This window comes from Polaromonas sp. (assembly GCF_039930745.1).
Lineage (GTDB): Bacteria > Pseudomonadota > Gammaproteobacteria > Burkholderiales > Burkholderiaceae_C > Polaromonas.
The window spans coordinates 19,563-45,075 of sequence record NZ_JBDTTH010000002.1; the positions used below are offsets into that span (position 1 = coordinate 19,563).

The window sequence follows — 25,513 nt, forward strand, 5'->3', positions numbered from 1 at the left end:
TCTCCTTTTTTGCTTCTGGGTATCGGTCAGTCTAGTGGATAAACCGGTTTCACTGAGCATGCCGCAGGGTCATGGCTCCGACAGACTTATCCCGAACGGCGTGGTGTCATGATGTGCGATAACCATTCATCCATTAATTCAACAAGGCAAACCAACATGACCAACCCACCTGGCCCGACCCCTACCGGCCTTCAACTGCAGTCCCTGGTCAAACCTGAAGGCGTGCTGGAGATCTCGCTGACCAGCGTACCCACGCCCACGCCTGCCGCCGATGAAGTAGTGGTGCGCATCGAGGCCACGCCCATCAACCCGTCCGATATCGGCCTGCTGTTTGGCGCGGGCGACATCAGCACCGCTACGCTGGCGGGCACGGCCGGCCAGCCCGTGGTGACGTTACAGATTCCGCCGGCGGCCATGAAGGCCATGGCTGGCCGGCTGGGCCAAGCCATGCCCGTGGGCAACGAAGGCGCGGGCGTGGTGGTGGCCGCCGGCAACTCGGCCGCCGCGCAGGCGCTGCTGGGCAAAACAGTGGCCACGCTGGGCGGCGCCATGTATGCGCAATACCGCTGCGTCAAGGCCGAGCAGTGCCTGCTGTTGCCAGAAGGCAGCACGCCGGCCGACGGAGCCTCGTGTTTCGTCAACCCGCTGACCGCACTGGGCATGGTCGAGACCATGCGGCGCGAGGGGCACACGGCTCTGGTGCACACGGCGGCGGCCTCCAACCTGGGTCAGATGCTCAACAAGATCTGCCTCAAGGACGGCATCGGCCTGGTGAACATTGTGCGCAAGCCCGAGCAGGCGGCGCTGTTGAAGTCGTTGGGCGCGAAATATGTGTGCGACGCGTCAACCCCGACGTTTATCGAAGACCTGACGCAGGCCCTGGTGGCCACCGGCGCCACCCTGGCCTTCGACGCCACCGGCGGCGGCAAGCTGGCAGGACAGATTCTCGGCTGCATGGAGGCCGCTCTGAACCTGACCGCCAAGGAATACAGCCGCTACGGGTCAACGACCCACAAGCAGGTCTATATCTATGGTGGCCTGGACACGCGACCGACGGAGTTCAACCGCAACTTCGGCATGACCTGGGGCATGGGCGGCTGGCTGCTGTTCCCCTTTCTGCAGCGTATTGGCCCGGTGGCCGCACAAGCCTTGCGCGAGCGTGTGGCCAGCGAGCTGAAAACCACCTTTGCCAGCAGCTACTCGAAAGAGATTTCGCTGGCCGAGGCGCTGCAACCCGCAGAGATTGCGGTGTACGGCCAGCGCGCCACGGGCACCAAGTATTTACTCAACCCCAACAAGGGCATCGCCGCTTAATCGCGTGGCGCTGGTTTGGCCCAAAACCTCAGCACGCCGTCGCGCAGCGGTGAAAACTTCAGCGCCAGCAGGTCCAGCAGGTAGTTCTGGTACATGCGCCATGGCCGCCTTAAGCCCTGGCGCGCCAGCAGGTGGGCAGAGCGCTGTACATAGCCCGAGCTCAGGTCGATGAAGGCCTGCGTCGGCAGCTGCGGGTCGTCATTGACCGGCATACACACGTCGAGCTTGCGCGCCTCCATGTCATTGAGCAGGCGGCAGACATAACGCGCCACCAGCTCGCACTTGAGCGTCCACGACGCATTGGTGTAGCCCGAGGCCACCGCCAGATTGGGCACGCCGCTGAACATCGCGCCCCGGTAGACGATGGCCTTCGACATGTCCACCGCTGCGCCGTCCATGCTGAGTGACACGCCGCCCAGTACCTTGAGCTGCAGGCCGGTGGCGGTGACAATCACGTCCGCCGCAATTTCCTCGCCAGAGCTCAGGCGCAGGCCGCGTGATGTGAAGCACTCGATTTGCCCGGTCACGATGTCGGCCTTGCCCGACCGCACGGCCTTGAAGATGTCTGCATCCGGCGCAATGCACAGGCGCTGGTCCCAGGGCTTGTAGCTGGGCGCAAGATGGCGCTCTACGTCGAAGGCAGGGCCCAGCAGCCGCCTGGCCTGCCGCAGGATCAGGCGCCTGACGGTGGCCGGCCTGCGCCGCGCGAATTGGTAGAAAGCGCTGGCCAGCGAAATGTTCTTCCACCGGATCAGCGTGTGCGAGATCCGGTCCGGCAGGCATCGCCGCAACAGCGCGCCAATACCGTCGTGTGTCGGCAGGGCGACGATGTAGCTGGGCGAGCGCTGCAACATCGTCACATGGGCGGCGCTGCCTGCCATCTCGGGCACCAGCGTCACCGCGCTGGCGCCGCTGCCTATCACCACCACCTTGCGGTTGCGGTAGTCGAGGTCTGCCGGCCAGTGTTGTGGATGCACGATGCGGCCGGCGAAAGTCTCGCGGCCCGGCCACTGCGGCTCGTAGCCCTGCGCGTAGTCGTAGTAGCCGCTGCAAAAGAACAGAAAGCAACAGCTAAAGCGCACTTCGCGAGGGGGCTCGCCATCGGCGTTGAGGGTGGCGGTGATGGTCCAGCGGGCTTGCTGCGCGTCCCACGCGGCGGCGCTGACGCGATGGCCGAAACGGATGTGCTGGTCTATGCCTTCATCGCGCGCGGTGGCGGTCACGTAGTCGCGGATGTCCGGACCCGCCGCAAAGCTGGCGTTGCTCTGCCAGGGCCGGAAGCTGTAACCCAGGGTGAACATGTCGGAGTCGGAGCGCACGCCGGGATAACGGAACAGGTCCCAGGTGCCGCCGATCGCCTGCCGGTTTTCCAGAATGACGTAGCTGCGTGCGGCGCACAGGGTCTGAAGATAGTGAGCTGCTGCGATGCCGGAGAGCCCGGCGCCCACGACCACCACGTCGAAGAAAGGGGTGTCAGGGTCGGCGACTGTCATGCGGACAGTTTATGTCACGCCCTGCGCACGCGAGCAAGCGCCTACGCCTGAACGCCTTTGCGAAACTCGCCCGGACTGGCCCCCGTCCATTGCTTGAAGGCCCGGGTAAAAGCCCGCTGCTACAACTGCCGCAGATCGTTGCCTTCGAGCCGTTCACGGACGCGACGCTCGTGTGAAGGGCGATGGCATGGGGCCTGTTACCAGGCCCAAGCTCTGTTGGTGCGCGGAAAAATCAAGGATTGCCTGGACGACAGGTTCGCTGTCCCCGCACCACCAAAAATGATCTTCACCTTCGAGCGGGCGCCAAATTGCGCCGGGAATTTTTTGCGCAAGATGCTCACCCGCTTCAAAACGAACCGCCCGGTCGCCTCGCCGATGCATCACAAGTGTTGGCACGGCGATACGCCCCAGATCGGCGCGCATGTCGGTATCGCGCAGGCCTTCAAGAATGGCTTCGAGTCCGCCGGGAGACGCCGCATGCCGCACGAGGCGAGCCCACCAGGCGCGTAGCGCGGGGTCGTCTTTCTCACTTGGCGCAAACGTCTCGATGCCGACCGGTCCGCCCCATGCAGCAATGAGCCGCTCCAGCCACACGCCATACGCAGTTGTGGACAGGGCCCATGGGTAGTCGGGCGCGGCTGAGCCGCGTGCAAGTGATCCAAACAGGCACAAGCCATGGACCCGGTCCGGATGATCGATGGCGAGGCGCATCGCCCCCATGCCACCCTCGGACGATCCGAAAAGCCATGCCTTCGATACGCCTGCGTGTTCGAGGATCGCCTCGATATCGGCAGCCGTGGCGGAAGGCGTGCTGGTGGCGCCCAGGCGCTCGGACAAGCCGACACCGCGCCGGTCGAACATGATGACCTGGAAGCGCTCCGCCAGTGCCTCGACGAAAGCGTGAAAAGGCGGATGTTCCAGCGCGATCTCGATCTGGCAGACGAACCCGGGGGCGATCACCAGGGTTTGGTCACCTGCGCCGAGCCTGGTATAGGCAACGACACCAAAGCGACTTTCGGCGAAACGCACGGCCGGCCGTACCACCCGGCTGGACGACAGGCGCTTCAGGTCCTCCGTCAGTCGCAGGTACGCCGTCTCGGTTTGTGGGCCAGGCCGGATGCCGAACTCCGCTCTCAAGACGTCCGCGCAGCGCGTGTAGGTCGCCTCGACACCGGCGCTATGGCCCTGGCGAGCGTGCAGCTGCATCAGTAGCACGTAGCTTGGTTCACGGTACACGTCCTGCGCAATTAAAACTTCGGCAAGATCCAGCGCTGGCGCCAGGTCGCTTCGCGTGCCAAGCGCGTCGATCAGGCGCTCGAGCAAACGCGCCAGCAGCCGCTCGTGTTCAATGGAGGTCGCCTTGAGCCAGTCGTCAAAGATGTCAGATCCGAAAGCGATGCCTTGCAGCAGTGGACGACGCGCCAGTTCCACCCACTGGCAGGCTTGCGTCAGGGCGTCGTCGTCGAGCGCTGCCGCGGCGACTGCGCCACGGGCGAAATGCGCGAACCGGAGTGCGTCGATTTCGACCATCTGGGCAATGAGCGCGAGACAGTCATTGTCGGAAGAAAAGATCCTGCAACCCACTGCGCTTTCAATCGTGTAGATCAGCCTGCGCAGGCGGGCGCGCCCCTGTGTTTCGCCTGCGTCCGGCCACAGCACGGTTGCCAGGTGCGCCCGCGGCACGGGCCCGATGTTGAAGGCGAGATACGCGAGCAGCGCGACGGCGCGCTTTAGCGGGAGTGGCGTTTCGCGTCCCTGTACGAGTGTCATGGGCGCGCCTAAGATCTGCAGTTGCAACGCGAGTGATGAAAGGTGCGACGGCATGAGGTGTTTATAGCTGTGCAGGCGTTTTTTGCATAGGGACGTTCAAGGGACGCCCATCTTCTAAGCTTGCGCACATCGCCCTGCCGCTTCATGCTTCATGTAAGCAGGAGGTTTTCGCGATGTGCTGCTGCAGCGGCCGGAACCGAATGCCCGGGCGTTGCGCATGCTTCCACGTTTTGCCTCGGTGCGCAGCGCCGGGGCTTCAGTTTGTCTTTGCAATAGGAGGTCGCCCATGCGCGGTCTGTTTTCGTTTCTCTACGGTGTGGTTGCCTACGTCGCGGGCATGGCTGCGCTGCTGTATTTCGTCGGCTTCAGCGGCAACCTGCTGGTGCCCAGGTCGGTGGATGTCGGCGCGAGCGCACCCGTGGGCGTTGCCCTGCGCACTGATCTGCTGTTGCTGGCCATGTTCGGCATTCAGCACAGCGTGATGGCCCGTCAAGGTTTCAAACGTTGGTGGACGCGCGTCGTCCCTGCGGCCCTGGAGCGAAGCACCTATTTGCTGGCTACGTGCGCCGTGCTGGTGGCGATGTTCTGGTTCTGGTTGCCGATAAAGGCGCCTATCGTGTGGCAGGTCGACCACAGCGTCGGTGTGGCACTGCTGTGGAGCCTGTTCGGGCTCGGCTGGCTGTTGGCTCTGCTCAGTACTTTTCTTATCAATCATTTCGAGTTGTTCGGACTGCAACAGGTCCTTGCACGCCTGACACGGCGTGCCATGCCGGAGGCCCAGTTCAGGACACCGCTGCTTTACCGCTACGTGCGCCACCCGCTGTATGCGGGCTTGCTGCTGGGCCTTTGGTCCGTGCCAGTCATGACGGGCGGGCGGCTGCTGTTCGCTCTGGGGCTGAGCGCCTACATCCTGATCGGCATCGCGTTTGAGGAACGCGACCTTCTCCAGCAATTCGGCGATCGCTACCGCAGGTATCGCGAGCAGGTCGGCATGCTGTTTCCGCGCACGCGATCTTCCAGGCGAATGGCGGACGATGGCCTGGATCCCAAAGACTGATGTTGTCTACCAACTTTTCTACCAAGGACCTGAATGTGAAATCCGTGCAACACCGGCCACGCGCATTCGATGCGGCTCACGACCCCTTTGACGATGGCCGCGCCCTGCAGGACCGCCTGCAAGTGCATTGCTTCGGGTGCGGCACGCTCAATGAACGGGGTTTGCATATCAAGAGCCGTTGGGACGGCGACGAGTTCGTCTGTGTCTGGCAGCCCAGGCCCGAGCACATAGGGTTCCCGGGCTACGTCTACGGCGGCACGATTGCGTCTGTTGTCGATTGCCACGCCATCTGGGCATCGATGTCAATGCATTGCCGTGATTCGGGGCATGACCTGAACAGCGGCCCCCCGCCTTTTGGCGTGGTGACCGGCAGCTTGCGTGTGACCTACCTCAAGCCGGCGCTGGTGGCCCACGCGCTGGAACTACGCGCCCGGATCGTCGCGCATGGCGAGCGCAAATCGATCGTGGCCTGCAGCGTGCGCCAATGTTCGGTGGAATGCGCCACAGCCGAAGTGATCACCGTGCGTGTGAAGGCATTGGGCTGAGATGCGTGCCGTCATCTGCAGCAGCTTCGACGGTATAGGCGCACTGGAGCTTGGCGAGCTTGCTGACCCCGTCCCGGGTCCGGGGGAGGTGCTGGTTGACGTCCATGCGGCTGCCGTAAGTTTCATGGACACGTTGATAGTCGCCGGCCGCTACCAATTGAAACCGGCCCTGCCTTTCGTTCCCGGCAGCGACGCCGCGGGGACAGTGCTGGCTGTTGGCGAGGGCGTCCAGCGGGTGTGCGTGGGGGACAGGGTGGCCTGCAGCCACTGGTACGGCGGCATGGCCGAGCGCATGGTGACGCCCGAGTGGGGGGTCACGAAACTGCCGGATGGTGTCGATTTTGAAATCGGCTCGACTGTGCGATACGCCTACGGTACCGCTCATTACGCGCTGAGTCGCGCACAACTGCGACCGGGGGAAACCGTATTTGTCAGCGGTGCGGCAGGTGGTGTCGGTATGGCCGCTGTCAACCTGGCGAGCCAGCTGGGTGCCACGGTTATTGCGGGCACCAGCTCGGCAGCCAAGGGCGACGCGGCACGCGAGCAGGGCGCGGCCCACACCATTGACTACTCTTGTGAACCGGTACGCAGCCGCTTGCTTGAATTGACCGAGGGTCGTGGCGTGGACGTCTATTTCGACAACGTCGGCGGTGTCCTGTTCGGCACCGTGTCACGGGTAATGGCCTGGGGTGGCCGCATTCTGCCTATTGGATTCACCGGCGGTGACATACCAAGCCTTGCCATGAACCTTCCGCTCATGAAGAACTACAGCGTGGTGGGTTGTTATTGGGGCGCATGGACGGAGCGGCAGCCACAGGAAAGTCATCTTGCTGACAAGCAACTTTTCGCTGCAGTGGCACAAGGCACCCTTCGGCCTCAAGTCTCGGTCGTCCTGCCGCTGTCGTCATTCGCCGATGCCTTGCGGCGACTGGAACGCCGTGAAGTGATGGGACGGATTGTCCTGAGCGCAAAGCAGCGCCCTGGCGCGCTCGCATGATGCCGATAGGTCGCTATGGGTGCCTGTCCGGGCAGCGCCATTCACGACAACCCCGGCGGCGGCACGACGTAACTTGCCGGCCGCTGCCGGCGGATCAGGAGGTTCTTCACCTCCCATTGCACGCCCGCCTCGAGTTCCCGCAGATAGCGGATGTCGCCGCCGCTTTGCACTGCGATCGGCACGCCGCCCTCGAAGAGCAGCCGGTTTCCCGCCAGGCGCGGCACCTTGTCGCCCGGTGTCAGGATGCCGGCGAGATTCAGTGGATCAACCGCCGAGATGGCCACCCGCTCGTGGCCCGGCACCTTCGCCGTCTTGCGCAGGGCCGCGGCGGCCTCGGGCAGCGCAAACTGCTCGCCGGAGAAGCCGCTGACGAAACGGCCGCCGCGCACCTCGCCGCGCGCTTCTAGCCGGCGCAGCACGTAGTACAGCTCGCGCCACGGCGGCAGCCCGTCCTCGCGTTCGATCAGTTTGCGGAACAGCACGCCGTAGCGGCGCAGAAGCACGCGAGCGATGTGCTCGACGTGCGGTGCCGCCAGCGCGCCTGGTGCATCGGGCGCGGGGCGCGCCCGGCGCGTCAGCGACCAGCGGCCGGCGTCGTCCATGGGGTCGTGCGCGCCACGTTTGCGCCGCAGCTTGTTGCGCCGGTCTTCCGGCATGACCAGGGTGCGCAGCCCGGCGAACGAGTCGCAGGTGACCAGGCCGTGCGCCACCAGCTCGGCCAGCGCCTGCTCGGCTTGCGTGCCCAGCAGCCGGGTGTCGTGCTGCAGGTCGGCAAAGAAGCTGGCCCCGTGTGTGCGCAGCGCATCGAGCACCTGGCGTGCGGTGCCGGAGAGCGTCGCTTCATCAACCACCGCCGCGCCGGCGGCCTGCTGCCAGTGCGGCAGGGCGTCGCGTTCGCACAGCAGCACCGGCGTGCCGCGGATGGGCCCGGTCTTGCGGGGAATCCGTTCGTCCGGGGCTTGTCCAGGCCGTTCAACCAAGGCCTGCCGAAGGGCCGGCCGCCACCATGCCATGCGCCCCACGGCGCACAGCTTGTCCAGCATCGCCGGCGTGTAGTCGTTGATGCGCGCTGTCAGCAGGTCTTCCTCCCAGGCCGACACCGGCGCTGAATGACCTTCGAGCTGCCGCAGCACATCCAGCAGCCCGCTTTCGCCTTCACGACGTTCGTCGCCATCGCTGGTGTCGAGCTGGTGCCAGCGGAACAGGAACCGCATGAACTGCGCTGGTGGCACCGGCTGGAACTCGGCGCGCAGCTTGTCGCGCGTGCCGCGGTGGATGCGCGCGAGCAGGCGGCGGTCGCACCACTCGGCCGCGCCGGCGGCGGTGAAGGCGCCGCGCATCACCGCGCCTTCGGCTTCGAGCTGCAGCAGGGCCGGCAGCACGGCGTTGCCGTTCATGCCCAGTGGCTCGCCCAGCGCCCCGGCCGTGACCGGGCCGAGCAGTTCCAGGCGTCCACGCAGGATCTCGCGCAAGGCTTCGTCAGAGGCGGGCCGGTTGGCAGACGTTGGTGCTATGGGCTCCGACAACGCTGCGCCCGGGAAAACCGCTTGGAACTCGTGCAGGCGCTCTGCCGCCACAAGAAGGGTGGCGCCCGCCGACGTGTGCAGGCGCGTGATGCGGCGCTGCTGCGCGAGGATGCCTTCGAAAGCCGGAAACGGCGCTTCACCGGCGGCGAGGAAGCTGTGCACCACCAGTGCATCGTGCAGCTCGTTGGCGTCGCGGATTTCGGGCCAGGCGTCTTCGCGCACCTGTGCAATCACCAGCGGGTCGAGTTTGCCGATGTCCTGCGCGGTCTGCAGGTCCATCAGAGGCTGGGTGCTGACGGTCTTGGTGCGCCGCTCTTCGGCCGCGCCGTCGTCGAGGAAGGCGAAAGGGCGCGCGTTGAGAATGGCATAGGACAACGGCGAAGGGGCCGCCAGGTCGCGGGTGATGACTTCCACCTCGCCGGCTTCGATGCGTGCCAGCAGCTGCTCGAAGCCGTCAACGTCCATGGTTTCGTGCAGGCAGTCGTGCAGCGTCTGCGCCACCAGCGGGTGGTCGGGAATCTCGCGTTCGCCGACGAGGTTTTCTGCGCACGCGAGCTGGTCCGGGAACACCACCGTGAGCAGGTCTTCTGCATCGGAACGCTGGAACTGCGGCGGCACCTTGCGCCCGCCGTTCATGCGGCGCACAGCCAGCGAGGCGGTGGCATTCCAGCGCCAGCGGGTGCCGAACATCGGTGCGTCCAGCAGCGCCTGCACCAGCACGTCGCGCGCACTGGCGGACTTCAGGTAGTGCTGTATTTCCTCCAGCGCAAAGCTGTGCGTCGGGCCCAGCGACAGCACGATGCTGTCTTCCAGCGCGCTGGCCTGCAGCTCGAAGTTGAACTTGCGGCACATGCGCTTGCGCAGCGCCAAGCCCCAGGCCCGGTTGATGCGCGAGCCATAGGGCGAGTGGATCACCAGGTGTGTATCGCCGACTTCGTCGAAGAAACGCTCGAACACGATGCAGCGCCGGCTGGGCAACACGCCCAACGCGGCCCTGGCCGCCCCGAGGTACAGCGCGAGCTGCTGCGATGCCGCTGCCGGCAGGTGCAGGTCGTTTTGCAGCCAGTGCTCGCAAGCCGCCACGCTGTCACGAAGGCGGGTGTCCGCCCCTTCGCAGATGCGCGACACGGCCTCGCACAGTTCGTCGGTGCGGCCCAGGCTTTCGCCGAGCCAGAAGGGCATGGAGGGCGGCTGCCCCTTCGCGTCTTCCACCAACACCTTGCCGGTCTCTACCTTAGCGATGCGGTAAGAGGTGTTGCCGAGCTGGAAGATGTCGCCGGGCAGGCTCTCGAAGGCAAAGTCCTCGTTGAGTGTGCCCACGCGGTGCCCTTCCGGCTGCAGCACCACATCGTAGTCGAATTGGTCAGGAATCACACCCGCATTGGTGACGGCGGCAATGCGCGCACCGCGCCGCGCGCGCAACACGCGGTTGACCGCGTCGTAATGCAGGTAGGCGCCGCGCCGGCCGCGCCGGGTGGTGTAGCCGTCGGCCAGCATCTGCACAACCTGCTCGAACTCCCGCAGCAAAAGCTCGCGATACGGCCACGCGCGCCGGAAGTATGCGTACAGCGCATCAAGCTGCCATTCGCGGCAGGCGGTTTCGGCAATGATGTGCTGCGCCAGCGCGTCCAGCGGTTTGGCCGGCACACGAATGCGGTCGAGCTCGCCCCGGGCCACGGCGTCGAGCAGGGCGGTGCACTCCAGCAGGTCGTCGAGCGCCAGCGGGAACAGTCGCCCCTTGGGTACCGCACCAATGGCGTGGCCGGCCCGGCCGACGCGCTGCAGAAGGGCGTTGACCGCGCGCGGCGAGCCGAGCTGGCACACCAGGTCGATGTCGCCGATGTCGATGCCGAGCTCGAGCGAACTGGTGGCCACCAGTGCCTTGAGTTCGCCCTGTTTGAGCCGCTGCTCTGCCTGCAGCCGGTGTTCGCGCGCCAGGCTGCCGTGGTGCGCGGTCACGTGTGCTTCGCCAAGCCGCTCGGCCAGGTGGCGCGCCACCCTTTCGGCGATGCGGCGCTGGTTGACGAAGATGAGTGTGGTGCGGTGCTCGCTCACCAGTTCGGCGAGCCGGTCGTACATCTCGCTCCACACTTCGGTGGGCATCACCGCGGTGAGCGGCGAGCGCGGCACTTCAATCGCGAGATCACGGTCGCGCACATGGCCGGCGTCGATGATTTCCGCTACCTCATCACGTTGGCCAATGAGGAAATGCGCCATCTCGTCCAGCGGCTTCACGGTGGCAGACAGGCCGATGCGCACTGGGGGCTGCGCGCACAGCGCTTCGAGCCGTTCCAGCGAAAGCATCAGGTGCGAGCCGCGCTTGCTGCCGGCCACCGCATGCAGCTCGTCAACAATCACGCTTTTCACCGACTTCAGCATCGCGCGGCCCGAGTCGGAGCTGAGCAGGATGTAGAGAGACTCCGGCGTGGTCACCAGAATGTGCGGCGGCGTGCGGCGCATGCGTTCGCGCTCCACAGCCGGCGTGTCGCCGGTGCGCACCGCGGCACGAATGCCGAGGTCGGGCAAGCCCATCGCGACCAGCCCCGCTTGAATGCCGGCCAGCGGTTCCTGCAGGTTTTTGCGAATGTCGTTAGACAGCGCCTTTAGCGGCGACACATAAAGCACATGCACCTCGTCCGCGAGCCCGCTGGCAAGGCCTTCGCGCACCAGCTCGTCAATGGCCGCCAGGAAGGCTGCAAGTGTCTTGCCCGAGCCGGTGGGTGCGGCAATCAGGGCATGGCGGCGCTGCGAAGTGACGGCCCATGCCTGGGCCTGCACTTCGGTCGGGCGGCCGAAGCGGCCCTCTAGCCAGGCGGAAACGGCCGGGTGAAATGGAAGCTGGGACACCTTGCTATTTTCGGGCTCAGGCGGCCTTGGCGCAGGCAGAAGTTTGCAGAAACCTGCCTCGACGCAGGGTTTCGCCCGGGCCGGCGGAAATGCCTTCATTGGCGAATGCAAGTGAGCATGGCCTGCCGCTCAATGAAGGCCACCGCTTCTTCGACACCCCGTTCTTTGCGGATCTTCGCGCTCAGGTCCTGGGCCTTGGCTCTCATGTCCGGATTCTTTACCTCGTGGAGCGCGCGGGCCAGGCTGTCAGCGGACAAGCGCCTGGCAGCCAGCGGGGCAGGGCCGGCACCGAGCGCGGCAACGCGGTGGCCCCAGAAGGGTTGGTCGCCAAAGAACGGGCAAATAACCATGGGTTTGCCTGCCCGGAGTGCAGCGGCCGTTGTGCCGGCTCCGCCATGGTGAACGACGGCGCCCATCAAGGGGAAGAGCCGGTCATGCGGAGCGCTGTCAAGCAGATACACACTGTCGGGCAAGCGCCCCGCTGCCGGGCCACCCCACGCGGAAGGCAGCACGGCACGCTGGCCAGTTTTCCCAAGCGCTTCCGCCACGATGCCAGCCATGAGCGCCGGGTCGGGAATCGGCATGCTGCCAAACCCCACGTAAACCGGCGGCGGACCCGCTGCAAGAAAAGCTGCCAGGGCAGCGGGCGGCTCCCAGGGCGCATCGTCCAGGAACCAGTAGCCGCTGACCAGGACGTCGTCGCCCCATTCGGAGGGAACCGGTACCACTGCCGGGCTGTAGGCGTACAAGGTTGCGGTTTTGCCGGCGTGGGTTGGCGCAGGGCCCGGCCCCCAGGTGGCCTGTTCCCATGAACGCAGCACGCCGCCAAACAGCAGGGTGGAGGAGCGGGCTGTCAACAGATGACTCAGGCGATTGAATGGCCCGAGGTTCGTGAAGGGAAGAAGGGGCGTCGGGAAGTCGGATGTTGGTGTGAAGCCGGGCAGCGGCGAGGCGAGAACGGCACTGACGCCCAGGTGAGCTGCAATGCGGGGTGCGCCCAGTGCCTTCGGGTGATGCACCACGACATCGGGCCGGAACTGGCTGGCCGCAGCCCATTCCGCATCGAGCAAGCCAGCCATCATGGGCTTTGCCTGCTTGAGCAGCTTCCGGATGGACAGGATCCCCAGTCCTTTTGCCATAGCGCTCTTGAAAGCCGGGTCCTCCAGCAACTGGAGAAATCCCGCGGGGAGTTCGGCGAATCCTACGCCGTGGTTTTGAACAAAATGGCGGAATTGCGCGGGGGCGGCCATCAGCACTTCGTGTCCGGCCGCCTTCAGGCCAAGCGCCAGCGCGACGTAGGGCTGTACATCGCCACGTGTGCCGAGTGTGTGAATGGAAATTTTCATGGGGTGGCTAAAGCGTAGAGCAATCGTCAATCGTTGCGAGGGGTTTGGCGGGATTGTTCACTCCGGCAGGCTTTTCCGGAATTCCCCGGGGCTCATTCCCGCCCACGCCCGGAATGCCCGGATAAAACTTTTCTCATTGGTAAACCCCACGGCCGCTGCCACCTGTTTCACCGGCCGGGTGCTGCGATAGAGCAGGTCCTTGGCGCGCTCGAAACGCGCCTCGTCTTTCAATTCCTGCAGCGACGCGCCTTCTTCTTTTAATTGCCGGTGCAGTGTGCGCGCGGAGATGTTCAGCAGGGCTGCCACGCCGTCGGCGTTGTGAGCCTGGTCGGGGTGGGCCGTCAGCGTCTGCCGCACCTGCTGCACCAGCAGCCTGTCTCGCCGGTACTGCAACACCGTGAGTGGCAGCGCGCGCTGCAGCATCTGCTGCAGGGCTTTTTCATCGCGCCGCAAGGGCAGGGCCAGGTAACGCGCGTCGAAGCGGATTTCCGCTTGCGCGGCATCGAAGCGCAGCGGGCCGGGAAACATCAGCGCGTAGGCATCGGCATGCGGCGGTGCGGGAAACGGAAAACGCGCACCCTGCAAGGCAATGCGCGAGTCGATGTACCAGCAGGCCAGGCCGTGGATGTTGCGCAGCACATGCACCAGGCAGAACTCGCGCGCGCCTTGCCCGTGGCACCCCAGGTCGGCGCGCTCCTCGATCTGGAGGGCGACGCCGTCACCGGCGCTTACCAGCTTCAGGTGAATGTCGTCGGCCAGCAAGGCATGGTGGCGGCACCAGCGCTTGAGCGCCACGCCCAGGTTGGGCGCGCTGAGTGAGGCGCGGGCCAGCATGCCGTAGCTGCCCCAGGGCAGTTTTCTTGAGAAGGCGCCCAGGGCTTCGTCGTCCAGCTCCTGCATGGCGGCACCGGACAGCACCTCCATCTGGCGGGCCGTGATGCGGGCGTCACTTTGCTGCAAACGCGCTGGCGTGATTTGTGCCAGCTTGAGCGCCGCCGCCGGGTTCTGACCGTACTGCTGGTAGGCAGCAGCAATCACCCGTGCGAAGGCCATGGGTGTGGCTGCGGCGGGTGGGGAGGGGCTGGCGGACGAGGTGCGGCTGGGCATGACCCAAGTTTCAGGCATGCTGGCACGATTTGCAACCTGAGTGGCGGCGATTTGGCGGGGTTTGCGCCTAAGCTGTCCCATTGGCGTTAAGGTGTGGCTTCGGCGCGGCGGGGCTCAACCCGAACGCGGCATCCGTTCAGCCTGCACCCCAAGCCGCGCGATTCGAACAGAGGAGACACATGCCAGTTCTGGAAACCAAACTCAACGCCCGTTCGGCCGACTTTCAGGCCAATGTCGCCGCCATGCGCGTGCTGGTGAACGACCTGAAACTGCAGGTGGCCAAGGCCGCTGCCGGCGGCGGCGAGGCGGCCCGGGCCAAACACGTGGCGCGCGGCAAGCTGCCGCCGCGCGAGCGGGTGCAGATGCTGCTGGATCCGGGCACACCCTTCCTGGAGCTGGCCCCGCTGGCGGCGCTGGCCATGTACCCCGACCGCGACGGCAGCGACAGCGCACCGTGTGCCGGCGTGATCACCGGCATTGGCCGCGTCAACGGCGTGGACTGCATGATTGTCTGCAACGACGCGACGGTGAAGGGCGGCACCTACTACCCGATGACGGTCAAAAAGCATTTGCGTGCCCAGGAAGTGGCGCAGCAGAACCGCCTGCCCTGCATTTACCTGGTGGACTCTGGCGGCGCCAACCTGCCGAACCAGGACGAGGTGTTTCCCGACCGCGACCATTTCGGCCGCATCTTCTACAACCAGGCCAACATGAGCGCGCAGGGCATTGCGCAGATCGCCGTGGTCATGGGCAGCTGCACAGCCGGGGGCGCCTATGTGCCGGCCATGAGCGATGAAAGCATCATCGTCAAGAACCAGGGCACGATTTTTCTGGGCGGGCCGCCGCTGGTGAAGGCTGCAACAGGCGAGGTGGTCACAGCCGAAGACCTGGGCGGTGGCGACGTCCATACGCGTTTATCGGGTGTGGCTGATCATCTGGCGCAGGACGACCTGCACGCGCTGGCGCTGGCGCGCAATTGCGTCAAGAATTTAAATAAAAATACGGCTCCAGCCCTTGTTCCACGTGCGCCAGTAGCTCCTAAATTAGTAGCAGAAGAGTTGTACGGCGTGATTCCGGTCGATACCCGCAAACCCTTTGACGTGCGGGAGATCATTGCCCGCATCGTGGACGGCAGCGAGTTTGACGAGTTCAAGGCCCGCTACGGCACCACGCTGATCTGCGGATTCGCCCATATTGAAGGCATGCCGGTGGGTATCATCGCCAACAACGGCATTCTGTTCAGCGAGTCGGCCCTGAAGGCCACCCATTTCATCGAGCTGTGCTGCCAACGCAAAATTCCGCTGGTGTTTCTGCAGAACATCACCGGCTTCATGGTGGGCCGCAAATACGAGAACGAAGGCATTGCCCGCAACGGCGCCAAGATGGTGACGGCCGTGGCCACCGCCCAGGTGCCCAAGTTCACCATCATCATTGGCGGCAGTTTTGGTGCCGGCAACTATGGCATGTGCGGCCGCGCCTACAGCCCGCGCTTTTTGTGGATGTGGCCCAACGCCCGCATCAGCGTCATGGGTGGCGAGCAGGCCGCTGGCGTGCTGGCAACCGTCAAGCGCGACGGCATTGAAGGCAAGGGCGGCAGCTGGAGCGCCGAAGAAGAAGAAGCCTTCAAGGCGCCCATACGCCGCCAGTACGAAGACCAGGGCCACCCCTATTACGCCACCGCCCGGCTCTGGGACGACGGCGTGATTGACCCCGCCGATACCCGTCGCGTGCTGGCTTTGGGCTTGCGGGCTTCGCTGAACGCGCCGATTCCCGAAACGAAGTTCGGTTTGTTCCGGATGTAAGCCATGAAACACCTCCAACTCAACATGCAGGGCCCTGTGGCAACGCTGGTTCTCAACCGCCCCGAGGTGCGCAATGCCTTCAACGACGAGGTGATTGCCGAGCTGACGGCCGCGTTTCTGGAACTGGGCGGCCGCGACGATGTGCGCTGCATCGTGCTGGCGGCCAACGGCACCGCCTTCTGCGCCGGCGCAGACCTGAACTGGATGAAACGCATGGCCGACTACACGCGCGATGAAAACGTGGCCGATGCCAGCGCGCTGGCCGAAATGCTGCGTGTCGTCTACACCTGCCCCAAACCAACCATTGCGAAGGTGCAGGGCGATGTGTACGCCGGCGGTACCGGGCTGGTGGCGGCCTGCGACATCGCTGTGTCGGTGGACACCGCCGGTTATTGCCTGAGCGAAGTCAAGCTGGGCCTGATTCCCGCGACGATCAGCCCTTACGTGATTCGCGCCATGGGGGCACGTGCGGCGCACCGCTACTTCTTGACGGCCGAACGGTTTGATGCGGCCGAGGCCTTGCGCATTGGTTTTGTGCACGAAGTGGTTGCCGCTGACGCGCTCGACGGCAAGGTGGCCGAACTGGCGAAAACGCTGGTCAACGCCGGCCCACAGGCGGTGCGCCTGTGCAAACAGCTGGTGCAGGACGTGGCCGGGCAGGCGATCACGCCGGAGCTTGTGCAAATGACCGTCGAGGGAATTGCCGACATTCGCGTCAGCGACGAGGGGCGTGAAGGTGTGCAGTCCTTTCTGCAAAAGCGCAAGCCTCACTGGTTGCTCACGGTCTGAAGGCGGCACAAGCGATGACCCTCCCCAAACTCATCCTGGTCGCTGCGCTGCTGGGCAGCTCGCTGGGCCCGGTCATGGCGCAGTCCGGGGACACCGACCCCTCGCTCAACGAGACCGTGGTGCAAATACCCAAAAAAGGTCTGTTCACCATCACGCTGGAGACCACGCTCTACAAGCCCGATGGCGAGGGTCCGTTCCCGGTGGCCGTGATCAACCATGGAAAGGCCTATGGCGACGCTCGTTTTCAGGGGCGTTACCGGCCGGCGATGGCGGCTCGCTACTTTCTGCAACGCGGCTACGTGGTGGTGGTACCGATGCGGCAGGGCTTCTCGAAATCCGGTGGCAGCTACATAGGCGGCGGATGCAATGTGGAGAGCAATGGCAAGGTGCAGGCAGAGGACGTCAAAGCCGTGCTCGACCATGTGGTCGCCCAAGCTTGGGCCGACAAGGACCGCATCGTGGTGTTGGGCCAATCCCATGGCGGCTGGACCACGCTGGCTTTTGGCCCACAAAACTACCCTGGGGTGAAGGGCCTGGTTAATTTCGCGGGGGGCTTGCGCCAGGAAGGCTGCAACAGCTGGCAGAAGGCTCTGGCTTCGGGGGCGGCAAGTTATGCCGCTCAGACCCGTTTGCCCTCCCTGTGGTTCTACGGAGACAACGACAGCTATTTCACGACAGACACTTACCAAGCCATGTTTGAGCAATACACGGCGGCCGGCGGGCAGGCCCGGCTGGTGGCTTTCGGTACCTTTGGCAGTGATGCGCACAACATGTTTGGATCGCGTGCTGGACAGCGAATCTGGCAGCCGGAAGTCTCACGCCTGCTGGCGTCTGTGGGCCTTCCGAGCGAACCTGTGGGCGCTTTTGCAAAATACGGCGCGGCAGGACTGATGCCTGTGCCCCCCAGAACCGGATTTGCCGCACTCGACGACGAAAACAAACTTCCTCTTGTGCGCGACACCGGGCGGGCGGCTTACAAAACCTACCTGACAAAATTTGTCCCGCGGGCCTTCGCCATAGGGACGGATGGCGCCTGGGGCTGGGCCGATGGCGGCGAAGATCCCTTGCGACGCGCCGTGGACAACTGCCAGCGCAACAGCAAGGCGCAATGCAAACTTTATTCGGTGGACGACTTCATCGTCTGGCCCTGAGGAGACGCGTATGCAAGCCATGGACACCGCACAACTGATTGCACTCGCCGGCGTGCTGGGCTGGGCCAGCGGTGTGCGGCTGTATCTAGTGGTGCTGCTGACCGGCCTGGCCGGTTTCATGGGTTGGATCCAGTTGCCGCAGGGGCTGCACCTGCTGGCCCACCCAGTGGTGCTGGGTGCCAGCGGTTTCATGGTGTTTGTTGAATTTTTTGCCGACAAGATTCCGGGGCTGGACTCCTTGTGGGATGTGGTGCACACCATGATCCGCATTCCGGCTGGCGCTGCACTGGCTGCGGGTGTTTTCGGCGCCGATAGCGGGTTGATGGCGCTGGCGGCCGCATTGATGGGCGGCACGCTGGCCGCTACCAGCCATGCTGCCAAGGCCACCAGCCGCGCGGCCATCAACACCTCACCGGAGCCTTTTACCAACGTGGGCGTTTCGCTCGTGGAAGACGGCATGGTTCCCGCGGGTTTATGGCTGGCTATCGCGCATCCCCTGGTGTTTGTGGCTGTGCTGATTCTTGTGCTGGTTCTCAGTGTGTGGTTGATCCGCATTTGCTGGCGCTTTCTGAGGCAGCTTTTTGCCCGGGTCGCCCGCATTTTCAGCGGCAAACCCGACATAGGGCCGTCACCGGCTTTCACCCTGAAATCTCCCTTCTCAAAGAACGATCGACATGTTTAAAAAAGTACTCATTGCAAATAGAGGCGACCAGCCGCAAGGCGGCGCAGCGGCGAAGCTACATTGCATGGCACGCAAAGCGGGCGCAGGCGATTTCACCGCGGGAACCCACCATGTTTAAGAAAATACTGATTGCTAACCGCGGTGAAATTGCATGCAGGGTGGCTGAGACCGCCCGGCGCATGGCCATCCAGACCGTCGCCGTTTATTCCGACGCAGATGCCGGGGCCAAACATGTGAGTGTGTGCGACGAAGCTATCCACATCGGCGGCAGTGCGCCCAAAGACAGCTACCTGCGTTGGGAAAAAATCATTGCCGCTGCCAAGGCCATCGGTGCCGAAGCGATTCACCCCGGCTATGGCTTCCTGAGCGAGAACGAAGAGTTTGCGAAGGCTTGTGGCGATGCGGGACTCGTCTTCATCGGTCCGCCGGCCTCGGCCATCAAGGCCATGGGCCTGAAGGCCGAATCCAAACAGCTGATGCAAAAAGCCGGCGTGCCGCTGGTGCCTGGCTACCACGGCAGCGATCAGGACCCGGCCCTGCTCAAGCGCGAAGCCGACCGCATTGGCTACCCGGTGCTGATCAAGGCCAGTGCCGGTGGCGGCGGCAAGGGCATGCGGGCCGTCGAGAAGTCGGAAGACTTTGAAGCCGCGTTGGCCTCCTGCAAGCGCGAGGCCATCAACAGCTTCGGCGACGACGCGGTGCTGGTCGAAAAATACGCGCAGCGGCCGCGGCATATCGAGATCCAGGTATTTGGCGACAGCCACGGCAACTACGTCTACCTGTTCGAGCGCGACTGCTCGGTGCAGCGCCGTCACCAGAAGGTGCTGGAGGAAGCGCCCGCGCCCGGCATGACCGGGGCGATGCGCCAGCAAATGGGCGAAGCCGCGGTGGCGGCGGCGCGTGCCGTCAACTATGTCGGTGCGGGCACGGTGGAGTTCATCGTCGAACAGCGCAGCGACGGCACGATGAATTTCTTCTTCATGGAGATGAATACAAGGTTGCAGGTTGAGCATCCTGTGACTGAGGCCATCACTGGGCTGGACCTGGTGGAGTGGCAGCTGCGTGTGGCTTCAGGCGAGAAGCTGCCGCTGGCGCAAGAGCAGTTGCGCATTCACGGCCATGCGATCGAGGCGCGCATCTGCGCCGAAAGCCCGGACAACAACTTCCTGCCGGCTACGGGCACGCTGCATGTGTACGGCCTGCCGCCTTCGGTGTCTTTTGAGCGTGGCTTGGTGCGCGTGGACGCTGGTGTGCGCGAGGGCGATGTCATCTCACCGTTTTACGACTCGATGATCGCCAAGTTGATCGTGCACGGCGACACGCGCGAGCAGGCGCTGGCGCGCATGGACGAAGCGCTGGCGCAAGTGCACATCGTGGGCCTGAGCACCAATGTGCAGTTTCTGCGCCACGTGGTGAAGAGTCGCTCGTTCGCACAGGCTGATCTGGACACGGCGTTGATCCCGCGCGAAGAAGCCGTGCTGTTCAAGCAGGAAAAAATTGGCCTGCCTCTGGCCGCTGCTGCTGCGGTGGCCTTGAGCCTGCTGGAAGAAAAGGCGCAGGAAACAAACGACCCTTTCAGCAAGCGGGATGGCTGGCGTTCACATGGCGTCACTGAGCGGCGTTTCGAGTTTGAGTTCCACGGCGAAGCGGCGCAGGCCAAGCTGACCTATCTGCATGACGGTGGGCTGCGCCTGGCCGTCGGCGGGGAGGATGTGCTTCTGTTTGCGGGCAGCGGCGGCGCGGTGGATGTTCGCTTCGGCGAGCAGCGCCTGGACGCGCATGTTTACCGGCGCGGCGAAACCGTGCATGTGTTTGCGCGGCAGGGCGCCACGCATATCACGGTGATTGACCTGCTGGCCCATGCCGGTGAAGCCCATGGTGAGGCCGGCCGCCTGACAGCGCCCATGCCGGGCAAGGTGGTGTCCTTCGCGGTGAAGGCCGGCGACAAGGTTAGCAAGGGCCAGGCGTTGGCCGTGATGGAAGCCATGAAGATGGAACACACGATTGCCGCCCCTGCCGACGGCGTGGTGCAGGAAATCCTGTATGCACCCGGTGACCAAGTGGTCGAGGGGGCCGAACTGCTGAAAATGGCTGCCTGAGGCGTTGCGCGTTCACGGCACAATCCGGGCATGAAAATTTCATTTTGTTGTACCGATACCAAGGCCGAACCCTGGCTCGCCGGGCTGCGCGCCGCGTTTCCGGCTGATGTTGTTGAACAGTGGGTGCCAGGCGCCGAGCCGGCTGATTACGCCGTGGTCTGGGCACCGCCCCAGCAATTCCTGGACGAGCAGCCGCAGCTGAAAGCCTTGTTCAATATCGGAGCGGGGGTGGACGCAATGCTGAAGCTGCGCCTGCCGCCCAGGGCCGCGGTGGTGCGGCTGGACGATGCCGGCATGTCGGTGCAGATGGCCGAGTATGTGTGCCATGCGGTGATCCGGCACTTCCGCGAGTTCGATGCCTATGAAGCCGATGTGAAGCTGGGCAAGTGGTCTTATCGAAAACCCCGGCTGCGCGCTGATTTTCCGGTGGGTGTCATGGGCCTGGGCGTGCTGGGTGAGCGGGTGGCCAAGGCGCTGGCGCAGTTTGACTTTCCGGTGCGGGGCTGGAGCCGTTCTTCCAGGGAAGTTGCGGGTGTGCAGTGCTTTTCGGGCGATGCCGGTTTCCAGGACTTTTTGTCGGGCACGCGGATTCTGGTGTGCCTGCTGCCGCTCACGTCGGGCACGGAAAACGTCATGGACCGGCAAACGCTGTCGCGGTTGTTGCCCGGCGGCTATGTCATCAACGTGGCGCGGGGCGCGCATCTGGTTGATGAAGACCTGATCGCGTTGATCGACAGCGGCCACCTGGCCGGCGCGACACTGGACGTGTTTCGCACCGAGCCCCTGCCGGCAGAACATGCTTTCTGGCAGCATCCCAAAATCACGGTGACGCCGCACACTTCGGCACGTACCTTGCGCGAGGAAAGCATTGCGCAGATTGCGGGCAAGATGGCCGCCATGTCACGAGGCGAGCCAGTAGCTGGTATCGTGGACTTGCAGCGCGGCTATTGAGGCGGCTGGTCGCTCGGAGTATTCATGTCATCTTCCAAAACCCGTCAACTGCTGGGCCTGTTGGGCTGGTTTCTGCTGCTGCCCAGTGGTTTGACAGCGCTGGCTGCGCTCTGGCTTATTGGCTCAAGCGCAGACCTCTGGAACGACACGCGCAGCGCGACCGGGCGCGTGGTCGGCCACGAGCAGGTGCGCCTGAAGGTCAACGTTGCGCAGAAGAGTGTGGTTGAATTTACCGCGCACGATGGCCGCGCCTTGCGTTTTGTGGACCCGCTGGCGCGGCAGCAGGCTGCCGTGCACAAGGTGGGCGAGTCGGTGAAAGTGCGCTACCCGGTCAGGCAGCCCGAGCAGGCGCAGATCGCCGAGTCCGTCGTGGTGCAGGTGGTCATCGGTAGCGTGTTGCTGCTGTTCGGTGCGTTGGGGGCGGCGGCAGGGGCCTTGCTGTTGCGCTTGCGTTCGCGCGCTGCTGGCGCCGCCGCGCCGGCCTGAGATCAGGAAAATACGGAGAACATCATGTCCATCCCCCGCAAAGTCAAAATTGTCGATGTTGGCCCGCGCGACGGCCTGCAGAACGAAAAAGCGCAGGTGCCTACCGCCGTCAAGATCGAGCTGGTGCATCGCCTGCAGGATGCCGGGCTTACCGAAATTGAAGTCACCAGTTTTGTGTCGCCGAAATGGGTGCCGCAAATGGCGGACGCCGCCGAGGTCATGGCCGGCATCACGCGCAAACCCGGTGTGCGGTATTCGGTGTTGACGCCCAATATGAAGGGCTTCGAGGCGGCCGTGTTGTCCAAACCCGATGAAATCGTGGTGTTTGCCGCAGCCAGCGAGGCTTTCAGCCAGCGCAACATCAATTGTTCCATTGAAGAAAGCATTGAGCGTTTCCGTCCCGTGGCCGAAGCTGCCCGGGCGCACAACATTCGCGTGCGCGGCGCCATTTCCTGCGCCGTGGGCTGCCCCTACGAAGGAGAGGTCGCGCCGGAACGTGTCGGTATGGTGGCGCGCCTGCTCAAGAACATCGGCGTGCAGCACATCGGTGTGGCCGACACGATTGGCGTGGGCACGCCGCTGAAGGTCCAGCGCGCGATGGAGGCCGCACTGAAACACTACGCCATCGACGAGGTGTCGGGCCACTTCCACGACACCTATGGCCAGGCCCTGGGCAACACGCTGATCTGCCTCGAAATGGGCATCTGGAACTACGACACGTCGTCAGCAGGCCTGGGCGGCTGCCCCTATGCCAAAGGCGCCACCGGCAATGTGGCGACCGAAGACGTGGTCTACATGTTGCAAGGTATGGGTATAGATACCGGCATCGACCTTGACAAGTTGATCGACGCGGGCAAGTTCATCAGCGACTACCTGGAGCGCAAACCCAATTCCCGCGCCGCCACGGCGCTGCTCAACAAGAGGTTGGGGTGATGTGCGGCAGTGAGCTCAAGGTGCTGCCTGAAGGTGTGCGTCGCGTCGCGGCCGAATTGCAGGCGAAAGGCCATCCGCACATGCCGGTGATGCTGGACGACGCGGCGCGTACCGCGCAGCAAGCGGCGGATGCGCTGGGCATCGCCTTGGGCCAGATCGCCAAAAGCATCATCTTCCGCCGCAAGTCGGATGACGCGGCGGTGCTGGTCATCACGGCCGGCGACCAGCGGGTGGACGAAAGGAAGGTGGAGGCTCTGGTCTGCCCCGACGGGCGGCGGCTGGGCCGTGCCGATGCAGCATTCGTCAAAACCCGCACCGGTTTTTCGATTGGCGGCGTCTCGCCGCTGGCGCATGCCACCCCGCCTGTGACGCTGATCGACCAGAGTCTGTTCCGTTTTGACGAGATCTGGGCGGCTGCCGGCCATCCGCATGGCGTGTTCAAGCTGGGCCCGCAGGAGCTGGTAGCCCTGACCGGCGCCCCCGTCGCCGACGTGGCTGTGGACCCGGTGCTGGAAAAGATGGCACTGGAGAATGCTATATTTTTGGTAGCTGCTCGTGCCCGTGAAATAAGGGCTGAGGTCGAAAATCTTCCTTCACCCTGCATCTCGGTGTGTCGCATGGACGCTTCCAGCGGCCGGTGTGAAGGCTGCTTCCGGACACGTGACGAAATTGCTGCCTGGAGCCAGGCCAGCGATGCCGGCAAGCGCGCGGTCTGGACCCTGATCGAGCAGCGCATCGCAGCGCTGAAGGCGCAGCCGTGACACCCGCCAGCCATTCACAGGAGGCCGCAGCGCTGGCCGGACCGATGAAACACATCACCTTCTACCTGGACTTCATCTCGCCCTACGCCTACCTGGCGTTCGAGAAACTGCCTGAAGCCCTGAAAGGCATCAGTTACAGCGTGACCTACAAGCCGCTGCTGTTTGCCGGCCTGCTCAGGCATTACGGCCAGCTTGGCCCCGCAGAAATGGCCGGCAAGCGCGAATGGACGTACCGGCAGGTAGCGTGGCTGGCGCACCAGCAAGGCGTTGCATTGCAACTGCCAGCAAGCCATCCCTTCAATCCGCTGGCCCTGCTGCGCCTGGCTGTGGCCTGCCCCGCGCACGGCTCACCCAACCGTTATGTCTGCGAGGCGCTGTTTCGCCATGTCTGGCAGGGTGGCGCTGAAGCCGCCGACCCGCAGCGTGTGGCCGCGCTCTCGGCGCAACTGGCGCCGCAGCGCGACCCGAACGGCGCGGACGTCAAGACACAGCTGAAGGCGAACAGCGACGAAGCCATCGCGCAGGGCGTGTTTGGTGTGCCTGCATTGGCGGTGGACAGCAAGGTGTTCTGGGGCCAGGACGCGTTGCCCATGCTGCGGTCTTTCCTGCTGGGCGACGCCTGGTTTGACGGCCCCGCCTGGGACGCCGCCGCGCAGTTGCCGGGCATTCAGCGCCGGACTTAGCGCATGAACTTGCCGTCTGTGCCGATGATGGACAGGTCGGCGAAATCCAGTCCGGTGTGGTCTTCAGGCGAGTAGCTCACCTCGAGCCCACCCAGATCGAATTTGCGTATGCCTTCCAGTGCAGCCTGGATTTTTTCGCGGGTGGGTTTGGGGCCGGCACGGCGCAGTCCTTCGACCAAAACCTTGGCGGCAGCGAATCCTTCGAGCATGGCCGGGCTGATGTCGCCGGCGCCTTTGGCCTTGGACATTTCCTGGGCTTCCTTGACCATGGCAAAGGCAATGGAGCGTTCGTAAGGAAAGACCTGGGTCACGATCACGCCGCGGGCATTGTCGCCCAGGCTTTTGATGAAACCGCCAGACGCGTTGTTGGACAGTGTGACGATTTGTGCAGCGGAACCGGCGGCCCGGAACGCCTTGGTGCCATCAACCACCGCCTGCCCGGAGGCCACCATGATGACGGCTTGTGTGTTGGTCTGGGTAATCTTGGGGGCGATAGGTCCGAAGTCAGGCTTGCTGCGGTTGAACTTCTCCAGAACGGAAGGCTGGAGCTTGGCCCCGGCCAGGCCTTTTTGCGCGCCTGCCACGCCGTCGGCGCCGAAGCTGTCGTCGGCATAAACAATCGCGATGCGCGTGATGCCCATGGAGCTCAGGTGCGAGACGGCCTTTTCAGCCTCACGCTGGTAGGTTGCGCGCACGTTGAAAACATGCTTTTTGACCGGCAGGTGTAAGACCATGGCGCCGGTAGACGGGCCCACCAGGGAAACCCCGTGTTTGTCCAGGTGCGGAATGATGGCTTCCGTGTGAGGCGTTCCGCGCGTGAGGAACAAGGCCAGCACGTTCTGCTCTTCAATCAGCTTGCGGGCGTTTTCAGCTGCCAGCTTGGGGTCGAACTTGTCGTCGAGCGAGATCAGTTCAATTTTCTGCCCATTGACGCCGCCCTTGGCATTGATGGTGTCGATGTAAAGCTTGGCGCCATCCGTCGTTTCTTTCACGCCGGCACCCACGGGGCCGGTAAAGCCGGCGGTTTGCCCGATCAGGAGTTGTGCCTGGCTGGCATGGCTGAGCGCGACCATGGCAATGGCGGCGCACCATAAACTCAGTTTTTTCATCTTCAGTCCTTGGCTGTTCGGTAGACATCAGCTAGTTGACCATAAAAGCGGAAAAACGAGGAGAT

Annotated in this window: 20 protein-coding genes; 14 read left to right on the top strand and 6 right to left on the bottom strand. The window is 64.1% G+C overall.

What is annotated here, in order from left to right; all coding sequences use genetic code 11:
• Positions 1 to 156 precede the first annotated feature (156 nt).
• Positions 157 to 1,314, top strand: a complete 1,158-nt coding sequence (locus ABI660_RS01230; RefSeq protein WP_348064141.1) for a zinc-binding dehydrogenase — start codon at positions 157 to 159, stop codon at positions 1,312 to 1,314.
• On the opposite strand, the gene ABI660_RS01235 is transcribed toward ABI660_RS01230, so the two are convergent.
• Both ABI660_RS01235 and ABI660_RS01240 read right to left on the bottom strand, forming a co-directional pair.
• Positions 1,311 to 2,807, bottom strand: a complete 1,497-nt coding sequence (locus ABI660_RS01235; RefSeq protein WP_348064142.1) for an NAD(P)/FAD-dependent oxidoreductase — start codon at positions 2,805 to 2,807, stop codon at positions 1,311 to 1,313. The genes ABI660_RS01230 and ABI660_RS01235 overlap by 4 nt on opposite strands.
• Before the next feature lie 153 nt (positions 2,808 to 2,960).
• On the bottom strand, positions 2,961 to 4,577 hold the full coding sequence (locus ABI660_RS01240; protein ID WP_348064144.1) for an alpha/beta fold hydrolase: 1,617 nt from the start codon (positions 4,575 to 4,577) through the stop codon (positions 2,961 to 2,963).
• 286 nt (positions 4,578 to 4,863) lie between these two features.
• Between ABI660_RS01240 and mddA the strand changes: the two genes are divergently transcribed.
• From mddA to ABI660_RS01255, 3 genes are read left to right on the top strand one after another with little or no spacing between them, the layout of a single operon-like run.
• Positions 4,864 to 5,634, top strand: a complete 771-nt coding sequence (mddA, locus tag ABI660_RS01245) for a methanethiol S-methyltransferase (protein ID WP_348064145.1) — start codon at positions 4,864 to 4,866, stop codon at positions 5,632 to 5,634.
• Positions 5,634 to 6,179, top strand: coding sequence for a PaaI family thioesterase (locus tag ABI660_RS01250; protein WP_348064147.1), 546 nt, complete (start codon positions 5,634 to 5,636; stop codon positions 6,177 to 6,179). The genes mddA and ABI660_RS01250 overlap by 1 nt, the downstream gene beginning before the upstream one ends.
• A gap of 1 nt (position 6,180) precedes the next feature.
• A complete protein-coding gene (locus ABI660_RS01255; protein WP_348064148.1) occupies positions 6,181 to 7,176 on the top strand; it encodes an NADPH:quinone oxidoreductase family protein in 996 nt (331 codons plus the stop codon).
• 41 nt (positions 7,177 to 7,217) lie between these two features.
• Here the strand turns inward: ABI660_RS01255 and ABI660_RS01260 are convergent, their stop codons facing one another.
• The 3 genes from ABI660_RS01260 to ABI660_RS01270 form a co-directional block, all read right to left on the bottom strand.
• Positions 7,218 to 11,549, bottom strand: coding sequence for a DEAD/DEAH box helicase (locus ABI660_RS01260; RefSeq protein ID WP_348064149.1), 4,332 nt, complete (start codon positions 11,547 to 11,549; stop codon positions 7,218 to 7,220).
• A gap of 95 nt (positions 11,550 to 11,644) precedes the next feature.
• Positions 11,645 to 12,895: a glycosyltransferase gene (locus ABI660_RS01265; RefSeq protein WP_348064151.1), complete on the bottom strand. Its 1,251-nt coding sequence runs from the start codon at positions 12,893 to 12,895 to the stop codon at positions 11,645 to 11,647.
• A 57-nt stretch (positions 12,896 to 12,952) separates the two neighbouring features.
• Positions 12,953 to 14,020 carry an AraC family transcriptional regulator gene (locus ABI660_RS01270; protein ID WP_348064152.1) on the bottom strand — a complete coding sequence of 356 codons (1,068 nt, stop codon included), beginning with the start codon at positions 14,018 to 14,020 and terminating at the stop codon, positions 12,953 to 12,955.
• A 161-nt stretch (positions 14,021 to 14,181) separates the two neighbouring features.
• On the opposite strand from ABI660_RS01270, the gene ABI660_RS01275 reads away from it, so the two are divergent.
• From ABI660_RS01275 to ABI660_RS01320, 10 genes are all read left to right on the top strand, one after another.
• The gene (locus ABI660_RS01275; protein WP_348064154.1) at positions 14,182 to 15,804 is read left to right on the top strand and encodes a carboxyl transferase domain-containing protein; all 1,623 of its coding nucleotides are present in this window, start codon (positions 14,182 to 14,184) and stop codon (positions 15,802 to 15,804) included.
• Positions 15,805 to 15,807: 3 nt separating this feature from the next.
• The gene (locus ABI660_RS01280; protein ID WP_348064155.1) at positions 15,808 to 16,593 is read left to right on the top strand and encodes an enoyl-CoA hydratase/isomerase family protein; all 786 of its coding nucleotides are present in this window, start codon (positions 15,808 to 15,810) and stop codon (positions 16,591 to 16,593) included.
• Positions 16,594 to 16,607: 14 nt separating this feature from the next.
• Positions 16,608 to 17,744 (top strand): CocE/NonD family hydrolase, encoded by a 1,137-nt coding sequence (locus tag ABI660_RS01285; protein ID WP_348064157.1) that lies wholly within the window; start codon positions 16,608 to 16,610, stop codon positions 17,742 to 17,744.
• Positions 17,745 to 17,754: 10 nt separating this feature from the next.
• On the top strand, positions 17,755 to 18,426 hold the full coding sequence (locus ABI660_RS01290) for a DUF4126 domain-containing protein (protein WP_348064159.1): 672 nt from the start codon (positions 17,755 to 17,757) through the stop codon (positions 18,424 to 18,426).
• 110 nt (positions 18,427 to 18,536) lie between these two features.
• Positions 18,537 to 20,525 carry an acetyl/propionyl/methylcrotonyl-CoA carboxylase subunit alpha gene (locus ABI660_RS01295; RefSeq protein WP_348064160.1) on the top strand — a complete coding sequence of 663 codons (1,989 nt, stop codon included), beginning with the start codon at positions 18,537 to 18,539 and terminating at the stop codon, positions 20,523 to 20,525.
• A gap of 30 nt (positions 20,526 to 20,555) precedes the next feature.
• Positions 20,556 to 21,476 carry a glyoxylate/hydroxypyruvate reductase A gene (locus ABI660_RS01300; protein ID WP_348064161.1) on the top strand — a complete coding sequence of 307 codons (921 nt, stop codon included), beginning with the start codon at positions 20,556 to 20,558 and terminating at the stop codon, positions 21,474 to 21,476.
• Between the two features lie 24 nt (positions 21,477 to 21,500).
• Positions 21,501 to 21,962, top strand: a complete 462-nt coding sequence (locus ABI660_RS01305) for a DUF3592 domain-containing protein (RefSeq protein WP_348064163.1) — start codon at positions 21,501 to 21,503, stop codon at positions 21,960 to 21,962.
• A 24-nt stretch (positions 21,963 to 21,986) separates the two neighbouring features.
• Positions 21,987 to 22,895 (top strand): hydroxymethylglutaryl-CoA lyase, encoded by a 909-nt coding sequence (locus ABI660_RS01310; protein WP_348064164.1) that lies wholly within the window; start codon positions 21,987 to 21,989, stop codon positions 22,893 to 22,895.
• Positions 22,895 to 23,656 carry a YbaK/EbsC family protein gene (locus tag ABI660_RS01315; protein ID WP_348064166.1) on the top strand — a complete coding sequence of 254 codons (762 nt, stop codon included), beginning with the start codon at positions 22,895 to 22,897 and terminating at the stop codon, positions 23,654 to 23,656. The genes ABI660_RS01310 and ABI660_RS01315 overlap by 1 nt, the downstream gene beginning before the upstream one ends.
• A gap of 44 nt (positions 23,657 to 23,700) precedes the next feature.
• The gene (locus ABI660_RS01320) at positions 23,701 to 24,339 is read left to right on the top strand and encodes a 2-hydroxychromene-2-carboxylate isomerase (protein WP_348064331.1); all 639 of its coding nucleotides are present in this window, start codon (positions 23,701 to 23,703) and stop codon (positions 24,337 to 24,339) included.
• Here ABI660_RS01320 and ABI660_RS01325 read toward each other — a convergent pair.
• The gene (locus ABI660_RS01325) at positions 24,336 to 25,448 is read right to left on the bottom strand and encodes an ABC transporter substrate-binding protein (RefSeq protein ID WP_348064167.1); all 1,113 of its coding nucleotides are present in this window, start codon (positions 25,446 to 25,448) and stop codon (positions 24,336 to 24,338) included. The two genes, ABI660_RS01320 and ABI660_RS01325, sit on opposite strands and share 4 nt — an antisense overlap.
• Positions 25,449 to 25,513: the final 65 nt, after the last annotated feature.

What these genes read in the sequence shown, in the direction of transcription:
- ABI660_RS01295 (WP_348064160.1), top strand. Translation starts at nt 18,537, where the DNA reads ATGTTTAAGAAAATACTGATTGCTAACCGCGGTGAAATTGCATGCAGG.
- ABI660_RS01240 (WP_348064144.1), bottom strand. Translation starts at nt 4,577, where the DNA reads ATGACACTCGTACAGGGACGCGAAACGCCACTCCCGCTAAAGCGCGCC.
- ABI660_RS01320 (WP_348064331.1), top strand. Translation starts at nt 23,701, where the DNA reads ATGAAACACATCACCTTCTACCTGGACTTCATCTCGCCCTACGCCTAC.
- ABI660_RS01315 (WP_348064166.1), top strand. Translation starts at nt 22,895, where the DNA reads ATGTGCGGCAGTGAGCTCAAGGTGCTGCCTGAAGGTGTGCGTCGCGTC.
- ABI660_RS01300 (WP_348064161.1), top strand. Translation starts at nt 20,556, where the DNA reads ATGAAAATTTCATTTTGTTGTACCGATACCAAGGCCGAACCCTGGCTC.
- ABI660_RS01280 (WP_348064155.1), top strand. Translation starts at nt 15,808, where the DNA reads ATGAAACACCTCCAACTCAACATGCAGGGCCCTGTGGCAACGCTGGTT.
- ABI660_RS01310 (WP_348064164.1), top strand. Translation starts at nt 21,987, where the DNA reads ATGTCCATCCCCCGCAAAGTCAAAATTGTCGATGTTGGCCCGCGCGAC.
- ABI660_RS01275 (WP_348064154.1), top strand. Translation starts at nt 14,182, where the DNA reads ATGCCAGTTCTGGAAACCAAACTCAACGCCCGTTCGGCCGACTTTCAG.
- ABI660_RS01235 (WP_348064142.1), bottom strand. Translation starts at nt 2,807, where the DNA reads ATGACAGTCGCCGACCCTGACACCCCTTTCTTCGACGTGGTGGTCGTG.
- ABI660_RS01325 (WP_348064167.1), bottom strand. Translation starts at nt 25,448, where the DNA reads ATGAAAAAACTGAGTTTATGGTGCGCCGCCATTGCCATGGTCGCGCTC.
- ABI660_RS01255 (WP_348064148.1), top strand. Translation starts at nt 6,181, where the DNA reads ATGCGTGCCGTCATCTGCAGCAGCTTCGACGGTATAGGCGCACTGGAG.
- ABI660_RS01270 (WP_348064152.1), bottom strand. Translation starts at nt 14,020, where the DNA reads ATGCCTGAAACTTGGGTCATGCCCAGCCGCACCTCGTCCGCCAGCCCC.
- ABI660_RS01285 (WP_348064157.1), top strand. Translation starts at nt 16,608, where the DNA reads ATGACCCTCCCCAAACTCATCCTGGTCGCTGCGCTGCTGGGCAGCTCG.
- ABI660_RS01230 (WP_348064141.1), top strand. Translation starts at nt 157, where the DNA reads ATGACCAACCCACCTGGCCCGACCCCTACCGGCCTTCAACTGCAGTCC.
- ABI660_RS01290 (WP_348064159.1), top strand. Translation starts at nt 17,755, where the DNA reads ATGCAAGCCATGGACACCGCACAACTGATTGCACTCGCCGGCGTGCTG.
- ABI660_RS01305 (WP_348064163.1), top strand. Translation starts at nt 21,501, where the DNA reads ATGTCATCTTCCAAAACCCGTCAACTGCTGGGCCTGTTGGGCTGGTTT.
- mddA (WP_348064145.1), top strand. Translation starts at nt 4,864, where the DNA reads ATGCGCGGTCTGTTTTCGTTTCTCTACGGTGTGGTTGCCTACGTCGCG.
- ABI660_RS01250 (WP_348064147.1), top strand. Translation starts at nt 5,634, where the DNA reads ATGTTGTCTACCAACTTTTCTACCAAGGACCTGAATGTGAAATCCGTG.
- ABI660_RS01265 (WP_348064151.1), bottom strand. Translation starts at nt 12,895, where the DNA reads ATGAAAATTTCCATTCACACACTCGGCACACGTGGCGATGTACAGCCC.